Source organism: Variovorax sp. GW821-FHT09D04, from assembly GCF_059416405.1.
The window spans coordinates 198,841-213,708 of record NZ_JBWKPA010000008.1 but is presented as its reverse complement, the minus strand read 5'-3'; the positions used below and the strand labels follow the sequence as shown (position 1 = coordinate 213,708).

Sequence of the window (14,868 nt, the reverse complement as noted above, 5' to 3'; positions counted from 1 at the left end):
CATGGCCGACAGCATCCCCGCTCCCTTCGACGTCAAGCTGATGAACATCGTCGCGAACGTTGCGTTCGTGCTGGTGGCGCTCATGCTGCTGGCGGCGAGCGCGTGGTGGGTGCTGCGCCAGCCTTTCTTCCCGATCTCGGGCATCAAGGTGGACGGCGAGGTCACGCACAACAACGCGGTCACGCTGCGCGCCAACGTGGCGCCGCAGCTCAAGGGCAACTTCTTCACCATCGACCTGGCGCGTGCGCGCACCGCCTTCGAAACGGTGCCGTGGGTGCGCAGCGCGGTGGTGCGGCGCGAGTTCCCGAACAAGCTGCGCGTGACGCTGACCGAGCAGGTGCCGGTGGCGGTGTGGGGCGACGAGGCCGGCTCCAAGCTGATCAACGGCTTCGGCGACGTGTTCGAGGCCAACGTGGCCGAGGTCGATGCCGACCTGCCGCGCCTGGACGGCCCGATCGAGCAGGCCGGGCAGGTGCTGGGCATGTACCGCGTGCTCGCGCCGATGTTCGAGCCCTACGACTTCGACATCGCCGAGCTGCGGCTGTCCAGCCGCGGCAGCTGGAAGGTGCTGCTGGACAGCGGGGCCGAGATCGAGCTCGGCCGCGGCCAGAGCGACGAGGTGTCGGCGCGCCTGCAGCGGTTCCTGAAGACCGTGACGCAGGTCGCGGGCCAGTACCGCCGCACGGTGGCCGACGTCGAACGCGCCGATCTGCGCCACAACGACGCGTATGCCCTGCGGCTGCGCGGCGTCACCACGGTCTCGCCCGAGGCCCCAAGAAAAATCAAGTAGCGAATACCGAGGACATCTACATGCCCAAAGAATACAAAGACCTGGTCGTAGGCCTGGACATCGGAACCGCCAAGGTGATGGTGGTCGTGGCCGAGGTGCTGCAAGGCGGCGAGCTCAAGCTGGCCGGCCTGGGCATCGCGCCCAGCAACGGCCTCAAGCGCGGCGTCGTGGTGAACATCGACGCCACCGTGCAGAGCATCCAGCAGGCGCTGAAAGAAGCCGAGCTGATGGCCGACTGCAAGATCAGCCGCGTCTACACCGGCATCACCGGCAGCCACATCCGCGGCATCAACTCGAGTGGCATGGTGGCGGTGAAGGACAAGGAAGTCACGCCCGCCGACGTGGCCCGCGTGGTCGAGACGGCGCGTGCCATCAACATCTCGAGCGACCAGCGCCTGTTGCTGGTGGAGCCGCAGGAGTTCGTGATCGACGGCCAGGACGTGAAGGAGCCGATCGGCATGAGCGGCATGCGCCTGGAAGCCAAGGTGCACATCGTGACCGGCGCGCAGAGCGCGGCCGAGAACATCATCAAGTGCGTGCGCCGCTGCGGCCTGGAGGTCGACCAGCTGATGCTGAACCCGCTGGCCTCGAGCCAGGCGGTGCTGACCGAAGACGAGCGCGAGCTGGGCGTGGTGCTGGTCGACATCGGCGCGGGCACCACCGACGTGGCGATCTTCACCAACGGCGCGATCCGCCACACTGCCGTGATCCCGATCGCGGGCGACCTCATCACGAGCGACATTGCGATGGCCCTGCGCACGCCCACCAAGGACGCGGAGGACATCAAGGTCGAGCACGGCTACGCCAAGCAGCTGCTGGCCGACCCTGAATCGCAGGTCGAAGTCCCCGGCCTTGGCGATCGCGGCCCGCGCATGTTGAGCAAGCAGGCGCTTGCCGGCGTGATCGAGCCGCGCATCGAAGAAATCTTCTCGCTGGTGCAGCAGGTGGTGCGCGAGTCGGGCTACGAGGAAGTGCTGTCGTCGGGCGTGGTGCTCACGGGCGGCAGCGCCGTCATGCCCGGCATGGTCGAGCTCGGTGAAGACATCTTCCTCAAGCCCGTGCGCCGCGGCATCCCGAAGTACTCGAGCGCGCTCTCGGACATGGTGGCGCAGCCGCGCGCGGCCACCGTGATGGGCCTGCTCGAAGAGGCACGTTTTGCACGCATGCGTGGCTTCAAGGTCGCACAGAAGAACGGGTCCGTAAAGACTGCGTTCGGACGTTTCAAGGACTTCATCGTGGGGAACTTCTGACCATGAACCACTCCCCACTCTGGCTCGCACGCGCGGGCCCTCCGCTGCATTTCAACGAGCGATGGCGACGCACCGGTCCACCATCGCGACGGCGATCCCGTTGATCACGTCACGGCAAAAGAAATATTCATAGACACATAACGGCAACTGCAATATTCAAGGAGTTAGAAATGACCATCGAAATGATCGAAGTCGAAGAATTCAACCAGGGCACGCAGATCAAGGTGATCGGTGTCGGCGGCGGCGGTGGCAATGCGGTCGCCCACATGATGGAGCGTGGTGTGCAAGGCGTGCAGTTCGTTTGCGCCAACACCGACGCGCAAGCCCTGCAACGCAGCAACGCGCACAAGAACATCCAGTTGGGCATCAGCGGCCTGGGCGCCGGCAGCAAGCCCGAGAAGGGCCGTGACGCGGCCGAAGCCGCGGTGGACGACATCCGCGCTGCCATCGACGGCGCGCACATGCTGTTCATCACGGCCGGCATGGGCGGCGGCACGGGCACCGGCGCGGCACCTGTGATCGCGCGCGTGGCCAAGGAAATGGGCATCCTGACGGTGGGCGTGGTGACCAAGCCTTTCGACTGGGAAGGCGGCCGCCGCATGACCAACGCCGACGCCGGCCTGGCCGAACTCGAAGCCAACGTCGACTCGCTGATCGTGGTGCTCAACGAGAAGCTGCTGGACGTGCTCGGTGAAGACATCACCCAGGACGAAGCCTTCGCGCATGCCAACGACGTGCTGAAGAACGCCGTGGGCGGCATCTCGGAAATCATCAACGAGTACGGCGGCGTGAACGTCGACTTCGAAGACGTGCGCACCGTGATGGGCGAACCCGGCAAGGCCATGATGGGCACGGCCGCGGCTGCAGGCCCGGATCGCGCGCGCATCGCCGCCGAACAGGCCGTGGCCTGCCCGCTGCTCGAAGGCATCGACCTCTCGGGTGCCAAGGGCGTGCTGGTGCTGGTGACAGCGTCGAAGGGTTCGCTGAAGCTGAACGAGTCGAAGCTCGCGATGAACACCATCCGCGCCTACGCCTCGCCGGACGCGCACGTGATCTACGGCGCCGCCTACGACGAAAGCCTGGGCGACCAGATGCGCGTCACGGTGGTGGCCACGGGCCTGTCGCGCGCCGACGCACGCCGCCAGGCCCCGACGCTCGAAGTGATCCGCACCGGCACCGACAACATCCCGTTCACCGTGCCGACGCTCGGCGGCGTGGGCCACGCGGGTGGTGGTTCGGGCAGCCAGCCCAACTACGACGGCATGGCCGTGCCCAGCGTGTGGCGCACCAACCGCACGATGGCCGCTGCCAAGGTCGATGCACTGTCGTCGGGTGGCATGGACGACTTCGAAATCCCCGCATTCCTGCGCCGTCAAGCAGACTAAATAGGCTCGCCCCCAGGCTACGCGCACTTCGTGTCGCTTCTCCAACCCCCTACCGGGGGCAACACCTGCGGCCCGGCAAAGCCGGTTCCGCGGTGTTTCGCGAAGTGACACGCCACCGAACGCAGAGGGCACGAGGGTTCGCAAGGGGACGGGGAAGACCTGAAAGGGACTGCCCCCCGGCTCTAGGCGCTGCGTCCACCTCGTGCCCCTTGCGTCCATCGCCGGGGGCTCCCCGGCTTCTTTGCTCTTTCTTGTCTGACCGGTCCATGTCTATCGCGGCCATAGCGAAGGGAATAGGGCGTCACGGTCGCCGCCCGCCTAAAATCTCGGGCGTGCTGCAACAACGAACCCTCAAGTCGATCAGCCGCGCCGTGGGCGTGGGGCTTCACAGCGGCCAACGCGTGGAGCTGACCCTGCGACCGGCCCCGGCCGACACGGGCATCGTGTTCCGCCGCGTCGACCTGCCCGAGCCGGTCGAGATCCGCATGACCGCCGAATCGGTCACCGACACGCGCCTGGCGTCCACCGTTTCCACGGGCGGCGCCAAGGTGCAGACCGTCGAACACATCATGTCCGCCTGCGCGGGCCTGGGCATCGACAACCTCTACATCGACATCACGGCCGACGAAGTGCCGATCCTCGACGGATCGGCCTCGTCCTTCGTGTTCCTGCTGCAAAGCGCGGGCATCGAGCTGCAGAAGGCGCCGCGCCGCTTCATCCGCGTGCTGCGCAAGGTCGAGGTGCGCGAAGGCGAGGGCGCCAACGAGAAGTGGGCGAGCCTGGAGCCGTACCACGGCTTCAAGCTGAGCTTCGAGATCGACTTCGACCACCGCGTCGTCAACTCCACCGGCCAGCGCGTGGAGTTCGACCTGGGCACCGACTCGTACAGCCGCGACATCGCACGCGCGCGCACCTTCGGCTTCACGAAGGACGTCGAATACATGCGCACCAGGGGCCTCGCGCTCGGCGGTGGCCTCGATAACGCCGTGGTCATGGACGACACCAAGGTGCTCAATGCCGGTGGCCTGCGCTACGACGACGAGTTCGTGAAGCACAAGATCCTCGACGCCATGGGCGACCTGTACATCATCGGCAAGCCGCTGCTGGCCGCGTACACCGCGTTTCGCTCGGGCCACGCGCTCAACAACAAGCTGCTGCGCGAGCTGCTCTCGCACAGCGACGCCTACGAGGTCGTGACCTTCGAGGACGAGAAGCGCGCACCGCGCGGCTTCGGCGAAGTGGCGCGGGCCTGGTAAGTCCGGCGCACGCCTTTTCTTTCCGATGCTTCTCTTTCGCTGGGCCATCCTGCTGCTTCTGCTGGTGGCGGGCGTGTCCTTCGCGTTCTATGCGGGCACGGGGCAGGTCAAGTACCGCCGCTTCGGCTGGATCGTGTTCAAGTGGACGGTGCTGGCGGCGCTCGGCTTCTTCGCCGTGCTCATCGCTGAGCGCGTCGCGTAGCGCGAGCCGCTCAATCGACCAGGGCCTGCAGCGCCTGCACTTGCTGCGCGAGCAGCGGCCCCTTGCGGTGCGTGGGCACCAGCAGCATCAGCGTGTCTCCCAGCGCCTTCGGCCGCCCCCAGGGTGCGTGCAGCCGGCCTTTCGCGAGCAACGGCGCCACCAGCCGCTCGCGACCCATCAACACCCCTTCGCCGTCGAGCGCGGCCTGCAGCGCGAGGCTGTAGAGCGAGAAATCCGGGCCGGCGGCCAGCGCATCGGCCTCGGCCGCCGTGGTGTCGGGGCGCACGGCCTGCAGCCAGCGCGACCAGTCGTCGCGCCACACCGTGTCGTGCAGGCCGCCGCAGCGCGCGAGCACGTCGAGGAGGTCGTCGAGCGGGCGCGGGCGTGCGCTCTCCAGTGATGCGCGCACGCGCGGGCTGCACACGGGCACGAGGCGGTCGCGCGCGAGCGGGATGCCCGTCGCGCCGACGGCGGCTTCGGCGCCGCGTGCGTAGAACAGTCCGAGGTCGAAGGGCTCGCGCCGGAAATTCGGTGGCTGCTCCAGCGCCGTCACCGACACCTGCACGCCGGGCAGCGCGGCCTTCAGCCGCGAGAGCCGCGGCGAGAGCCACAGTTGCGCCATGGCCGGCAGGGCCGCCACCTGCAGCGTGCTGCGGCGCGCGGCGGTCTGGGTTTCCTGGCGCAGCGCCTGTACCGCGAGGCCGAGCTGGTCGACCGCCGCGCTGAGCGCGGGCAGCGCGCGCCGGCCGTGCGCGCTGAGCCGGATGCCCTGGCTGTGCCGCTCGAACAGCGCACCGCCGGCCCAAGTCTCAAGCGCCTTGATCTGCTGCGCGACGGCGGCGGGCGTCACGAACAGTTCCTCGGCCGCGCGGGCGAAGCTGCCGTGGCGCGCCGCGGCCTCGAAGGCGCGCACGGCCGTGTGCGGCGGAAGGCGAGGGCGGGGTGGGGCGAGAGACATGGTGGGGAGGCCAAGTTTTTCTATGGCTCGGGCCCAGTTTATCCGTGTTGCCCGTTGGGACACGGGGCGCGACCATGCGGTCATTCCCTTCCACCACTCCCAGCGAGACACCGCATGCCCGCAGCTCTCCACCGCCGTTCCTGGGTCCCCGCCGCCAGCGAGGACCACGTGCTCGCCATTGCCGCCGACGCCGCCGCGCGCGACGCGTCGGGCGTGGCCGCCGAGATCGAACGCCTCGTGGCCGACAGCCACCGCATCCACGACGTCGACGGGCTGAACCTCAACCCGGCCACCAACGTGATGAACCCCGCTGCCGAGGCACTGCTGTCGCGCGGGCTGGGCTCGCGCCCGTCGCTGGGCTATCCGGGCGACAAGTACGAGATGGGGCTGGAAGCCATCGAGCGCATCGAGGTCGTCGCCGCCGAGCTGGCGGCCGAGGTGTTCGGTGCGCGCTTCGCCGAGGTGCGCGTGAGCTCGGGCGCGCTGTCGAACCTGTACGTGTTCATGGCGACCTGCCGGCCCGGCGACACGATCATCGCGCCGCCGCCCGCCATCGGCGGCCACGTGACGCACCATGCGGCGGGCGCGGCCGGGCTCTACGGCCTGAAGACCGTGCCGGCGCCGGTCGATGCCGACGGCTACTCGGTCGACGTGGTGGCGCTGGCCAAGCTCGCGCGCGAGGTGAAGCCCAAGCTCATCACCATCGGCGGCAGCCTCAACCTGTTCCCGCACCCGGTGTCCGCGATCCGCGAGGTGGCCGACAGCGTGGGCGCCAAGGTGCTCTTCGATGCCGCGCACCTGTCGGGCATGGTGGCCGGCAAGGCCTGGCCGCAGCCGCTCGAAGACGGCGCGCACGCGATCACCATGAGCACCTACAAGAGCCTGGGCGGCCCGGCCGGCGGCCTGATCGTGTCGAACGACGCGGCGCTGATGGAGCGCATCGACGCCATCGCCTACCCCGGCCTCACGGCCAACTCGGACGCGGGCCGCACCGCGGCGCTGGCACGCGGCCTGCTCGACTGGAAGGTGCACGGCGCGGCCTATGCGGCGGCGATGCGCGACACCGCGCAGGCGCTGGCGCGTGCGCTCGATGCGCAGGGCCTGCCGGTGTTCGCCAAGGCACGCGGCTTCACGCAGTCGCACCAGTTCGCGCTCGAGGCCGCGCGCTGGGGCGGCGGGCAACGCGCCGCGAAGCAGCTGGCCCAGGGCGGCCTGCTGGCCTGCGGCATCGGCCTGCCGATCGCGCCGGTCGACGGCGACATCAACGGCCTGCGCCTGGGCGTGCCCGAGATCGTGCGGCTGGGCTTCACGCCCGAGGACATGCCGCAGCTGGCCGACTGGATCGCGCGGGCGCTGGCAGGCGATGCGCCCGCCGTGGCCGCCGAGGTGCGCGAGCGCCGCCGGCGCCTGGGAGACCTGCGCTACATCGTGCGCTGAAGCCTCAGCGCGAACGCCCTTGCCGGTAGGTGCCGGCATGGGTCTTCGACAGCTCGGCCGCCTCCGCGAGCCGCGCCATCGAACGGCCGACCTGCGCGTGCGTGATGGCGATGCCCAGCGCGTCCGCCGCGTCGGCGCCCGGCAGGCCGGGCAGGTCGAGCAGGCGCTTCACCATCTCCTGCACCTGCGCCTTCGCAGCCTGGCCGTGGCCGGCCACGGCCTTCTTCATCTGCAGCGCCGTGTACTCGGCCACCGAGAGGTTGTGGCTCACCAGCGCCGTCACGCAGGCGCCGCGCGCCTGGCCCAGCAGCAGCGTCGACTGCGGGTTGACGTTGACGAAGATGATTTCGACCGCCGACGCCTCGGGCTGGTAGCGCGCCGTGATCTCGCCGATGCCGTCGAACAGCACCTTCAGGCGCGCCGGCAGGTTGCCGCTGCCCAGATGCCGGGTGCTGATGGTGCCGCTGGCCACGTAGCGCAGCGCATGGCCGTCCGCATCGACCACGCCGAAGCCGGTGGTCTGCAAACCGGGGTCGATGCCGAGGATCCGCATGAAAAGGAAGCGTAAAGGCCTAAGCCTGGGTGAGGAAGGTTGAAGAAGGTGTGAATTCGCGCGCGATGCGTGGGGGATCGCGGGCAGAATCCGCCGTTCTTGCATTCCGCCCCGCTCCGCGCGGGGCGCGCCACACAAGGAAGCGAAGGTGAATGTAGTCGAGTCCTCCGCGCAGCAGCAACCGAAGCCATCGAACGACGCCCCGGCCTTGCCCGCGCACCTGCAGCAATCTCCTGCCGAACGTGCCGCTGCGAGCTTCCGCCAGGCGGAGCTGTTGAGCGACCTCGGCCGCCGTCGCGAGGCGATCGCCGCCTGCAGCCGGCTGATCGCCGAGTTCGGTGCGCTGCCCGACGCCGCCGTGGTCGTGCCCTGTTGCCAGGCGCTGCGGCTGCTCGCGCACGTGCTGCGCCAGCTGCATCGCCCGGCCGACGCGCTGGCCACGCTCGACCGCCTGGTGGCCGCGCACGGCGGGCGCAGCGAGCCCGAGGTCCGCGCGCACATCGCCCACGCGCTGTACCAGCGCACCTGGCTCATCGACGACGCGGCGGCGCGTTGCGAGGCCTGCGACTTCATGAGCGAGCAGCTCGACGCGCAGGCCGACACCGCGCTCGATGCGTGGCGGCTCGACGCGCGCCTGCTGAAGGCCGAGATCGAACACCACCGCGGCCTGCCGCAGGACGCATTGGCCACGCTCGAAGCGGCCATCGAACGCTTCGAGGGCGGCGCCGACGCCGGCGTGGTTCTGCGCGTGGCGCGGGCCCGGCTGGCCGCGGTGCTCAACCTGCGCGAGCTGGCGCAGCACACGCAGGCGCAGGTGCTGTGCCTGCAGGTGGCCGACCAGATCGAGACCGGGCTGGCCGAGGCCGCGCCCGAGCTGCGGCTGGAAGGCGTGCGCGCGCTGGCCCTGTTCTTCGACGGCCTCGGGCTCGACGAGGCCGCGCGCCGCGCCGAACTGGTCGGCTGGCTGCTCGACCGCTACGGCCACGACGCCTCCGCGCAGGTGCGCCGCCTCGCGGCCGTGCGTGCCCACGAATGGGCCGTGGGGCTGCGCGACCAGGGCGACGGCGAGGCCGCACTGGCCGCTTGCGAACGCCTGCTCGGTGCTTTCGCGCACGACGCCGACGCTGTCGTGCAGCGCACCGTGGCCACCACCTTGCTGCACAAGGGCTTCGTGCTGCTCGACCTGCTGGGCCGGCCCGAGGCGGCGCTTGCGGTGTACGAGCCACTCGTCGCGGCCTCGCGCGATGGCACCACGCCCGAACTGCGCGAGCTGCGCGTGAAGGCCATGGCCGGGCGCGAGGCCTGCCTGAAGCGCCTGCGCAAGACCGGCGGGCTCGACGCCGGCGAGTTGCCGGCCGAGCTCTTCGATGCGGCGTGCGACACCGTCCGCGAAGGCCGCAAGCTCGGTGACGCGGGCGCATCGCGCGAGGCCATCGCGCTGTTCGACGAGGTGCTCGCGGCGCATGCCGCCTCGCCGCACCCGCTGATGCGCCGCCAGTGCGCCCGCGCCCTGTCGCACAAGACCTTCTGCCTGCTGGCGCTCGAGCACTTCACCGAAGTCGTCGAGGCCGCCGACGCGATGGACGCGCGCTACGGCGCCGATGCCTCCACCGAGATGCAGTCGCAGGTGGCGCTGTGCCTGCAATACAAGAGCACCGCGCTCGACCGTCTCGCGCGGCCCGCGGACGAGATGCGCGTGCACGACGAGATCGTTGCGCGCTGGGGCAATTCCGAGCTGCCCGACCTGCGCGCGCGCGTGGCCGGTGCGCTGTTCCGCAAGGGCGCCGTGCTGCGCCGCACGGGTCGGTTCGCCGAGGCCGTGGCCAGCTACGACGAGGTGATCGCGCGCACGGCGATGGCGCGGGACAGCGCGCTGCAGCTGTGGGCCGCCAAGTCGATGATCAACAAGGCCAAGGCCTTCGACAAGATGGACGACCTGCCGGGCCAGGCCAAGGCCTACCGCGTGCTCATCGCGCGCTTCGGCGAGTCGGGCGACGCGGCCTTGCGCGGGCGCGTGGCCAATGCCTGCGAATGGCTGGCCGAGGCCGAAGGGCGGCAGGGCCGGGTGGCGGCGCAGCGCGAGGCGCTGGAACTGGCGCTCGGGCGTTTCGGCACCGCGCTGTCGGCCGAGCAGCGCACGCGGCTCAAGCGCGAGCTTCAGGCGCTGAAGACGAAGGCCCTGGGACGGCGCGCAAAGCAGGCCTTCGACCGGGTGGTGCGGCGCAAGGCCTGATCGCCCGCCGCCCGGTGCTTCAGACGTTGAAGTACCAGCGGATCGAATGGAAGAAGATCGGCGCCGCGAAGCACAGCGCGTCGACGCGGTCGAGCAGGCCGTTGGCGCCGGTCACGCCCACGCCCTTCTGGCCCCAGTTCGGAATGCCGCGGTCGCGCTTGAGCGCCTTCATCACGAGGTGGCCCATCGAGCCCGCGACGCAGGCAATGATCGACACCGCGAGCGCCTGCCCGAACTTGAACGGCGTGATGAACGAGAACAGCGCGCCGACCAGGCTGGCCACGACGATGCCGACGCCCCAGCTGGTCCAGTTGAAGCTGCGGCTCACGTTCGGCGCGAACGGCGTGCGCTGCATGCGCCGCGAGATCAGGTGCTGCACCAGCACCGAGGTCTGCACCACGAACACCAGGAAGAACACGAGGAACGCGCTCTTGCCTTCGTAGCCCGGGAAGGTCAGCAGCAGCAGCGCGGGCACGTGGCTCATGCCGTAGACGCAGACCATGATGCCCCACTGCAGCTTGGCGTTGCGCTCGAGGAAATGGCTGGGGTCGTTCGCCAGCGCGCTCGCCACCGGGATGGCGAGGAACACGTAGACCGGGATGAACACCGTGAACAGGTCGAAGCGCGCGGTGGCCACCAGCCAGAACTGGATCGGCAGCACCACGAAGAACGCGAGGATCAGGCTGCGGTGGTCGCCGCGCCGCGTCGGCGAGAGCGTGATGAACTCGCGCAGCGCAAAGAACGCGATCAGCGCGAACAGCACGGTGGCCACCGTTTCGCCCAGCGCCCAGCCGATCCAGAATACGATCACCATGAACCAGGTGGTGCCCAGCAGCGCGCGGAAATGCGCCAGCTCGGCCTGCCACGATTCGTCGTGCACCGGGTTGCGCCGCTCCTTGAAGCTCAGGAAGAAGACGGCGGTGCTCACGATGAAGAGCAGGCCGAAGACGATCAGGAAAAGGGCCGCGACCTGCTGGGTCGGGCTGAGGCTGCGCAGGAACTGGTTCATACCTTCAGACGTCGCGCAATGCGATCACGGCGGCGCGCGCACGGTCGAGGAAAGGGCGGCGCTCTTCGCCGTCCTCGACACGGATCGGCGCGCCGAAGGTGACGGAGCACAGGATGGGCACGGGCACGATCTCGCCCTTGGGCATCACGCGCTGCACGTTGTCGATCCAGGCCGGCACGAGCACCACGTCGGGGAACATCGTCGCCAGCGCGTACAGGCCCGACTTGAATTTCTGCGGCTCGCCAGTGTGGCCCCGCGTGCCTTCGGGAAAGATGATGATCGAGTCGCCGCTGCGCAGCGCGTCGATGAGTGGGGCGAGCGGGTCGGCGACAGGGGGCTCGGGCGCGGCGGCTGGCGCTTCGGGCTCGATGACGGGCGGCGGTGCGACCGGTGGTGGAGGCGGCGGGGGCGCGGGAAGGTCGAGCTGTCCCTGAATCTCCTGCGGGCCTTCGGCAACTGGTGCGTGAGACACAGTTTCGATCGGCAGCAGCGGCTCCATCGACGGCTCGATGCGCTCGTCCGGGGCGATGGGCGCCGCGGGCGGCGGTGCCTGAGGCGGTGTTTCCGGCGGCGGCGCAACCGGCGCAGCCCCCGTGGCCGCCCGCTCCACATACACCGCGTTGAACACCTCCGTCGTGATCCAGCGCTTGACCGGCGTGTTGGCCCAGTAGTCGCGCGCCGCGATGGGCCGCGTGATGCTGCGCAGCTCTTCGGGCAGCGCGGCCCAGATCATCACGAGGTCCGCGTGGCTCTGGTGATTCGCGAAGTAGATGCGCTGCTCGGCCTTCGGTGGACAGCCGTACCAGCGCGCCTGCGCGCCGGTGAGCAATCGGACGATTCCCAGCAGCAACCAACCTGTGAGCTTTGCCAGCATATGGAGGCGATGATACGGGCCATGCGATGGCGATTCGATCTTCTTTCCCTGGCGTGGGCGGTGGCCCTTTTTGTACTGCTCGTGCTGCTGGCCACCGTCGGCGCGCGCTGGGGCTGGGTGCGAAGCTTCTTCGGCGACGTGCTGGCCGTGGCGTGGGTGTACCTCGTGTTCAAGACCTTCATCGCCGCGCGCGTGCTGCCGCTCGCGCTGGCGGCCTTCGGCGTGGGGCTGCTGGTCGAGCTGGGGCAGTTCTTGGCGTCGACCTGGCACCTGCACATTCCGAACCGCGCGCTGCGCATCGTGCTCGGCGCCACCGCCGACTGGTGGGACGTGCTGGCCTACGCGATCGGCTTCGTCGCCGTGCTGGCGGTGGAAGGCGCGGTGCGCAGGCTCAGGGCAGGTCGACCGCCGGCATCCGCGCCACGATCGTCGATGCCCGTCCGTTGATGTACGAGGAGTTGGGCCGCCGCTCGAAGAACTTCGGGCTCGGCAGCATCACGGCCAGGCGCGCGGCTTCGTAAGAGCTGAGGCGCGCGGCTGGCTTCCTGAAGTAGTACTGCGCCGCAGCCTCGGCGCCGAACACGCCTTCGCCCCATTCGACGTTGTTCAGGTAGATCTCGAGGATGCGCCGCTTGTCGAGCAGCACTTCGAGCAGCGTGGCGAGCACCAGCTCCTGGCCCTTGCGCAGCATGGTGCGTTCGCCCGACAGCAGCAGGTTCTTCGCGAGCTGCTGCGTGATGGTGGAGCCGCCGCGCAGCGGGGCCGGCTGCACCGGCTTGCCGCGTGCCGCCGCGCGTGCCATGCGCTTGGCGGCCAGCTGCTCGGCGCGGGCGTTGCGCTGGCGCGCACGCTCGATGGCTTCCCACTCGACGCCGTTGTGGTCGACGAAGCCGGCGTCTTCGCTGGCGATCACGGCGCGCTTGAGGGTGTCGTTGATCTGCGTGTAGGGCACCCAGTCCTGGCGCCATCCGCCGTCGCGGCCCTGCGAGAGGGCGACGCGCCAGGCCTCGGAGCGCTGGAAGGCCGTGCTCTGCGGATCGATCACCGCCATGGCCGCGATGCGCACCACGAAGAACAGTTCGAGCGCCAGGCCCGCCACCACGAGGCAGGCGATCAGGCGCAGCAGGCCCTTCATGCGCCGGCGGCGAGCGAGGCGCGCAGCTCGGCCAGCACCTGCGCCGACGGCGGGCGCACGCCGCGCCAGAATTCGAAGGCTTCGGCGGCCTGTTCCACCAGCATGCCGAGGCCGTCGCGCGCGACCGCGCCGTGCGCTTCGGCCCAGGCCATGAAGCCTGCGGCGGCGGGGCCGTACATCATGTCGACGGCCAGCGCGCCGGGACGCAGCACTTGCGCGCGCACGGGCACCGCGTCGCCCGCGAGGCTGGAGGCGGTGGCGTTGACCACCACGTCGAAGTCGCCCGGCACGTCGTCGAGCGCCCAGGCCTCGAGCGTGGCACCGTGGCGCAGCGCGAGCGCGGCATGGCGCTGCACCAGCGCGATGGCCTTGTCGAGCGTGCGGTTGGCCACCACGACGTGCGCGGCGCCCGCGTCGAGCAGCGGCCCGAGCACGCCCGCCGCGGCGCCGCCGGCGCCGATCAGCAGCAGCGACCGGCCCGCCAGCGGCACGCCGGCGTTGCGCACGATGTCGTTGACCAGGCCGATGCCGTCGGTGTTGTCGGCATGGATGCTGCCGTCGGCCTCGAAGCGCAGCGTGTTCACGGCCTGCGCCAGCGTGGCGCGCTCGCTGGTGTGCTGTGCGAGCGCGGCGGCGTCGAACTTGAAAGGCACGGTGACGTTGCAGCCGCGCGCGGTGTCGCCCTGCGCGGCCGCTTCGCTGCGGAAGGCGGCGATGCCTTCGGCGAAGGCGCCAATCGGCACCAGGCGCCGGCCGTAGGCCATGGGCTGGCCGCAGAGTTCGGCAAAGCGCGCGTGGATGCGGGGCGAGCGGCTGTGCTCGACGGGGTTGCCCATGACGCAGTACTGATCCATGGCCGATGCTCCGTGTTCTGCTGGGGTGCTGTTGCTATTGGGACGACAGCTCGATGGTCTCGTCGCGCGTGAACTTGAAGCGCGACTGCAGCACGATCTGGTCGGTCTGCTTGCGCATCGCGTCGGTGAAGGTGCCGAAGTTGCCGACACTGCGCACGATGGCCTGGGCGCGGCGGTCGAGCGTGGTGTTGCCCGAGCTTTCGTCGACCACGGTGTCGAGCACGCGCCCGTCGTGGTTGATGGTGACGGTCATCTTGAGTTCGCCGTAGAGCTTCTTGCCGGCCGCGGTCGGGAAGTTCTCGGTGCCCTTGACCTCGATGCGCCGGCGCAGCGTGTCGACATACAGCGCGTAGGCGGCCTCGCGCGTGGCGGGGCTCAGGTAGCGCTTCTTGGGGCGCGCGTTTTCCTCGTTCACGCGGCGCTCGATCTCGGCGAGCAGCGCGACCATCTGGCGGCGCTTTTCCTCGCGCGCGGCGGCCTCGGTCGGGTCGCCCGCCTGGCGCGGATCGGGCACGGGCATGGCGGCCAGCTCGCGCTTGAGCTGCGCCAGCATCTGCATCTGCTGGGCCTGCATGGCCTCGACCTGGCGGCGCGATTCCTCGAACGAGTCGCCCATGGTGGTGAAGCTCGACGGCGGCAGCGGGCTCGTGGCGCGGCCCTTGTCGAGGTCGCCGCCGCCCGCCAGCGTGGTCTGCGCCATCACGCGGGCCGCGGGGTCGGGCTTGTCGTTGGTCTTGCTGTTGACCAGGATCACCTCGAGCGGGGTTTCGCTGAAGACCCGGTTGAACGATTCGGGATCGACGAAGCGCACCGCGAGCAACGCGGCATGCGCGATGACCGACACGCCCAGAGCGATCTGCAGCGTGCTGAGGTCCTTGAGATTCATTCTCGAAACTCCTCCAGGGGTCGCGTGTCTCCGGTCGTTCGACCGG

Annotated in this window: 15 protein-coding genes; 8 read left to right on the top strand and 7 right to left on the bottom strand. The window is 69.7% G+C overall.

From position 1 onward, the window contains the following. Window position 1 precedes the first annotated feature (1 nt). The 5 genes from AC07O4_RS23535 to AC07O4_RS23515 all read left to right on the top strand — a co-directional run bounded on the left by AC07O4_RS23535 (window position 2) and on the right by AC07O4_RS23515 (window position 4,883). Window positions 2–790 (top strand): cell division protein FtsQ/DivIB, encoded by a 789-nt coding sequence (locus AC07O4_RS23535; RefSeq protein ID WP_062474220.1) that lies wholly within the window; start codon window positions 2–4, stop codon window positions 788–790. Between the two features lie 20 nt (window positions 791–810). Further along, on the top strand, window positions 811–2,040 hold the full coding sequence (ftsA, locus tag AC07O4_RS23530) for a cell division protein FtsA (RefSeq protein WP_056575685.1): 1,230 nt from the start codon (window positions 811–813) through the stop codon (window positions 2,038–2,040). 170 nt (window positions 2,041–2,210) lie between these two features. Then, the gene (gene ftsZ, locus AC07O4_RS23525; protein WP_062474218.1) at window positions 2,211–3,425 is read left to right on the top strand and encodes a cell division protein FtsZ; all 1,215 of its coding nucleotides are present in this window, start codon (window positions 2,211–2,213) and stop codon (window positions 3,423–3,425) included. 332 nt (window positions 3,426–3,757) lie between these two features. After that, on the top strand, window positions 3,758–4,681 hold the full coding sequence (gene lpxC, locus AC07O4_RS23520) for a UDP-3-O-acyl-N-acetylglucosamine deacetylase (RefSeq protein ID WP_307635885.1): 924 nt from the start codon (window positions 3,758–3,760) through the stop codon (window positions 4,679–4,681). A gap of 25 nt (window positions 4,682–4,706) precedes the next feature. Then, the gene (locus AC07O4_RS23515; protein WP_167394968.1) at window positions 4,707–4,883 is read left to right on the top strand and encodes a hypothetical protein; all 177 of its coding nucleotides are present in this window, start codon (window positions 4,707–4,709) and stop codon (window positions 4,881–4,883) included. A 10-nt stretch (window positions 4,884–4,893) separates the two neighbouring features. Here the strand turns inward: AC07O4_RS23515 and AC07O4_RS23510 are convergent, their stop codons facing one another. After that, window positions 4,894–5,841, bottom strand: a complete 948-nt coding sequence (locus AC07O4_RS23510; protein WP_495305809.1) for a LysR family transcriptional regulator — start codon at window positions 5,839–5,841, stop codon at window positions 4,894–4,896. A 114-nt stretch (window positions 5,842–5,955) separates the two neighbouring features. Between AC07O4_RS23510 and AC07O4_RS23505 the strand changes: the two genes are divergently transcribed. After that, complete coding sequence (locus AC07O4_RS23505) at window positions 5,956–7,278, top strand: alpha-methylserine aldolase (protein ID WP_495305808.1); 1,323 nt, start codon at window positions 5,956–5,958, stop codon at window positions 7,276–7,278. 4 nt (window positions 7,279–7,282) lie between these two features. Here the strand turns inward: AC07O4_RS23505 and ruvC are convergent, their stop codons facing one another. Then, the gene (gene ruvC / locus AC07O4_RS23500) at window positions 7,283–7,831 is read right to left on the bottom strand and encodes a crossover junction endodeoxyribonuclease RuvC (RefSeq protein ID WP_062474210.1); all 549 of its coding nucleotides are present in this window, start codon (window positions 7,829–7,831) and stop codon (window positions 7,283–7,285) included. Window positions 7,832–7,979: 148 nt separating this feature from the next. Between ruvC and AC07O4_RS23495 the strand changes: the two genes are divergently transcribed. Next, complete coding sequence (locus AC07O4_RS23495; protein WP_495305807.1) at window positions 7,980–10,064, top strand: tetratricopeptide repeat protein; 2,085 nt, start codon at window positions 7,980–7,982, stop codon at window positions 10,062–10,064. 19 nt (window positions 10,065–10,083) lie between these two features. Here the strand turns inward: AC07O4_RS23495 and AC07O4_RS23490 are convergent, their stop codons facing one another. Both AC07O4_RS23490 and AC07O4_RS23485 read right to left on the bottom strand, forming a co-directional pair. Continuing rightward, window positions 10,084–11,073, bottom strand: a complete 990-nt coding sequence (locus AC07O4_RS23490; protein WP_095948182.1) for a phosphatidate cytidylyltransferase — start codon at window positions 11,071–11,073, stop codon at window positions 10,084–10,086. Between the two features lie 4 nt (window positions 11,074–11,077). After that, on the bottom strand, window positions 11,078–11,947 hold the full coding sequence (locus AC07O4_RS23485; RefSeq protein ID WP_495305806.1) for a lysophospholipid acyltransferase family protein: 870 nt from the start codon (window positions 11,945–11,947) through the stop codon (window positions 11,078–11,080). Between the two features lie 9 nt (window positions 11,948–11,956). On the opposite strand from AC07O4_RS23485, the gene AC07O4_RS23480 reads away from it, so the two are divergent. Further along, window positions 11,957–12,394: a ribosomal maturation YjgA family protein gene (locus tag AC07O4_RS23480; RefSeq protein ID WP_495305848.1), complete on the top strand. Its 438-nt coding sequence runs from the start codon at window positions 11,957–11,959 to the stop codon at window positions 12,392–12,394. Here the strand turns inward: AC07O4_RS23480 and mtgA are convergent. Genes mtgA through AC07O4_RS23465 form a run of 3 tightly spaced genes read right to left on the bottom strand, consistent with a single transcriptional unit; the run spans window position 12,339 to window position 14,822 of the window. Further along, on the bottom strand, window positions 12,339–13,082 hold the full coding sequence (gene mtgA, locus AC07O4_RS23475; RefSeq protein ID WP_062474202.1) for a monofunctional biosynthetic peptidoglycan transglycosylase: 744 nt from the start codon (window positions 13,080–13,082) through the stop codon (window positions 12,339–12,341). The genes AC07O4_RS23480 and mtgA overlap by 56 nt on opposite strands. Beyond that, complete coding sequence (gene aroE, locus AC07O4_RS23470; RefSeq protein ID WP_095948185.1) at window positions 13,079–13,936, bottom strand: shikimate dehydrogenase; 858 nt, start codon at window positions 13,934–13,936, stop codon at window positions 13,079–13,081. The genes mtgA and aroE overlap by 4 nt, the downstream gene beginning before the upstream one ends. Before the next feature lie 34 nt (window positions 13,937–13,970). Then, window positions 13,971–14,822: an energy transducer TonB gene (locus tag AC07O4_RS23465; RefSeq protein WP_492679253.1), complete on the bottom strand. Its 852-nt coding sequence runs from the start codon at window positions 14,820–14,822 to the stop codon at window positions 13,971–13,973. Window positions 14,823–14,868: the final 46 nt, after the last annotated feature.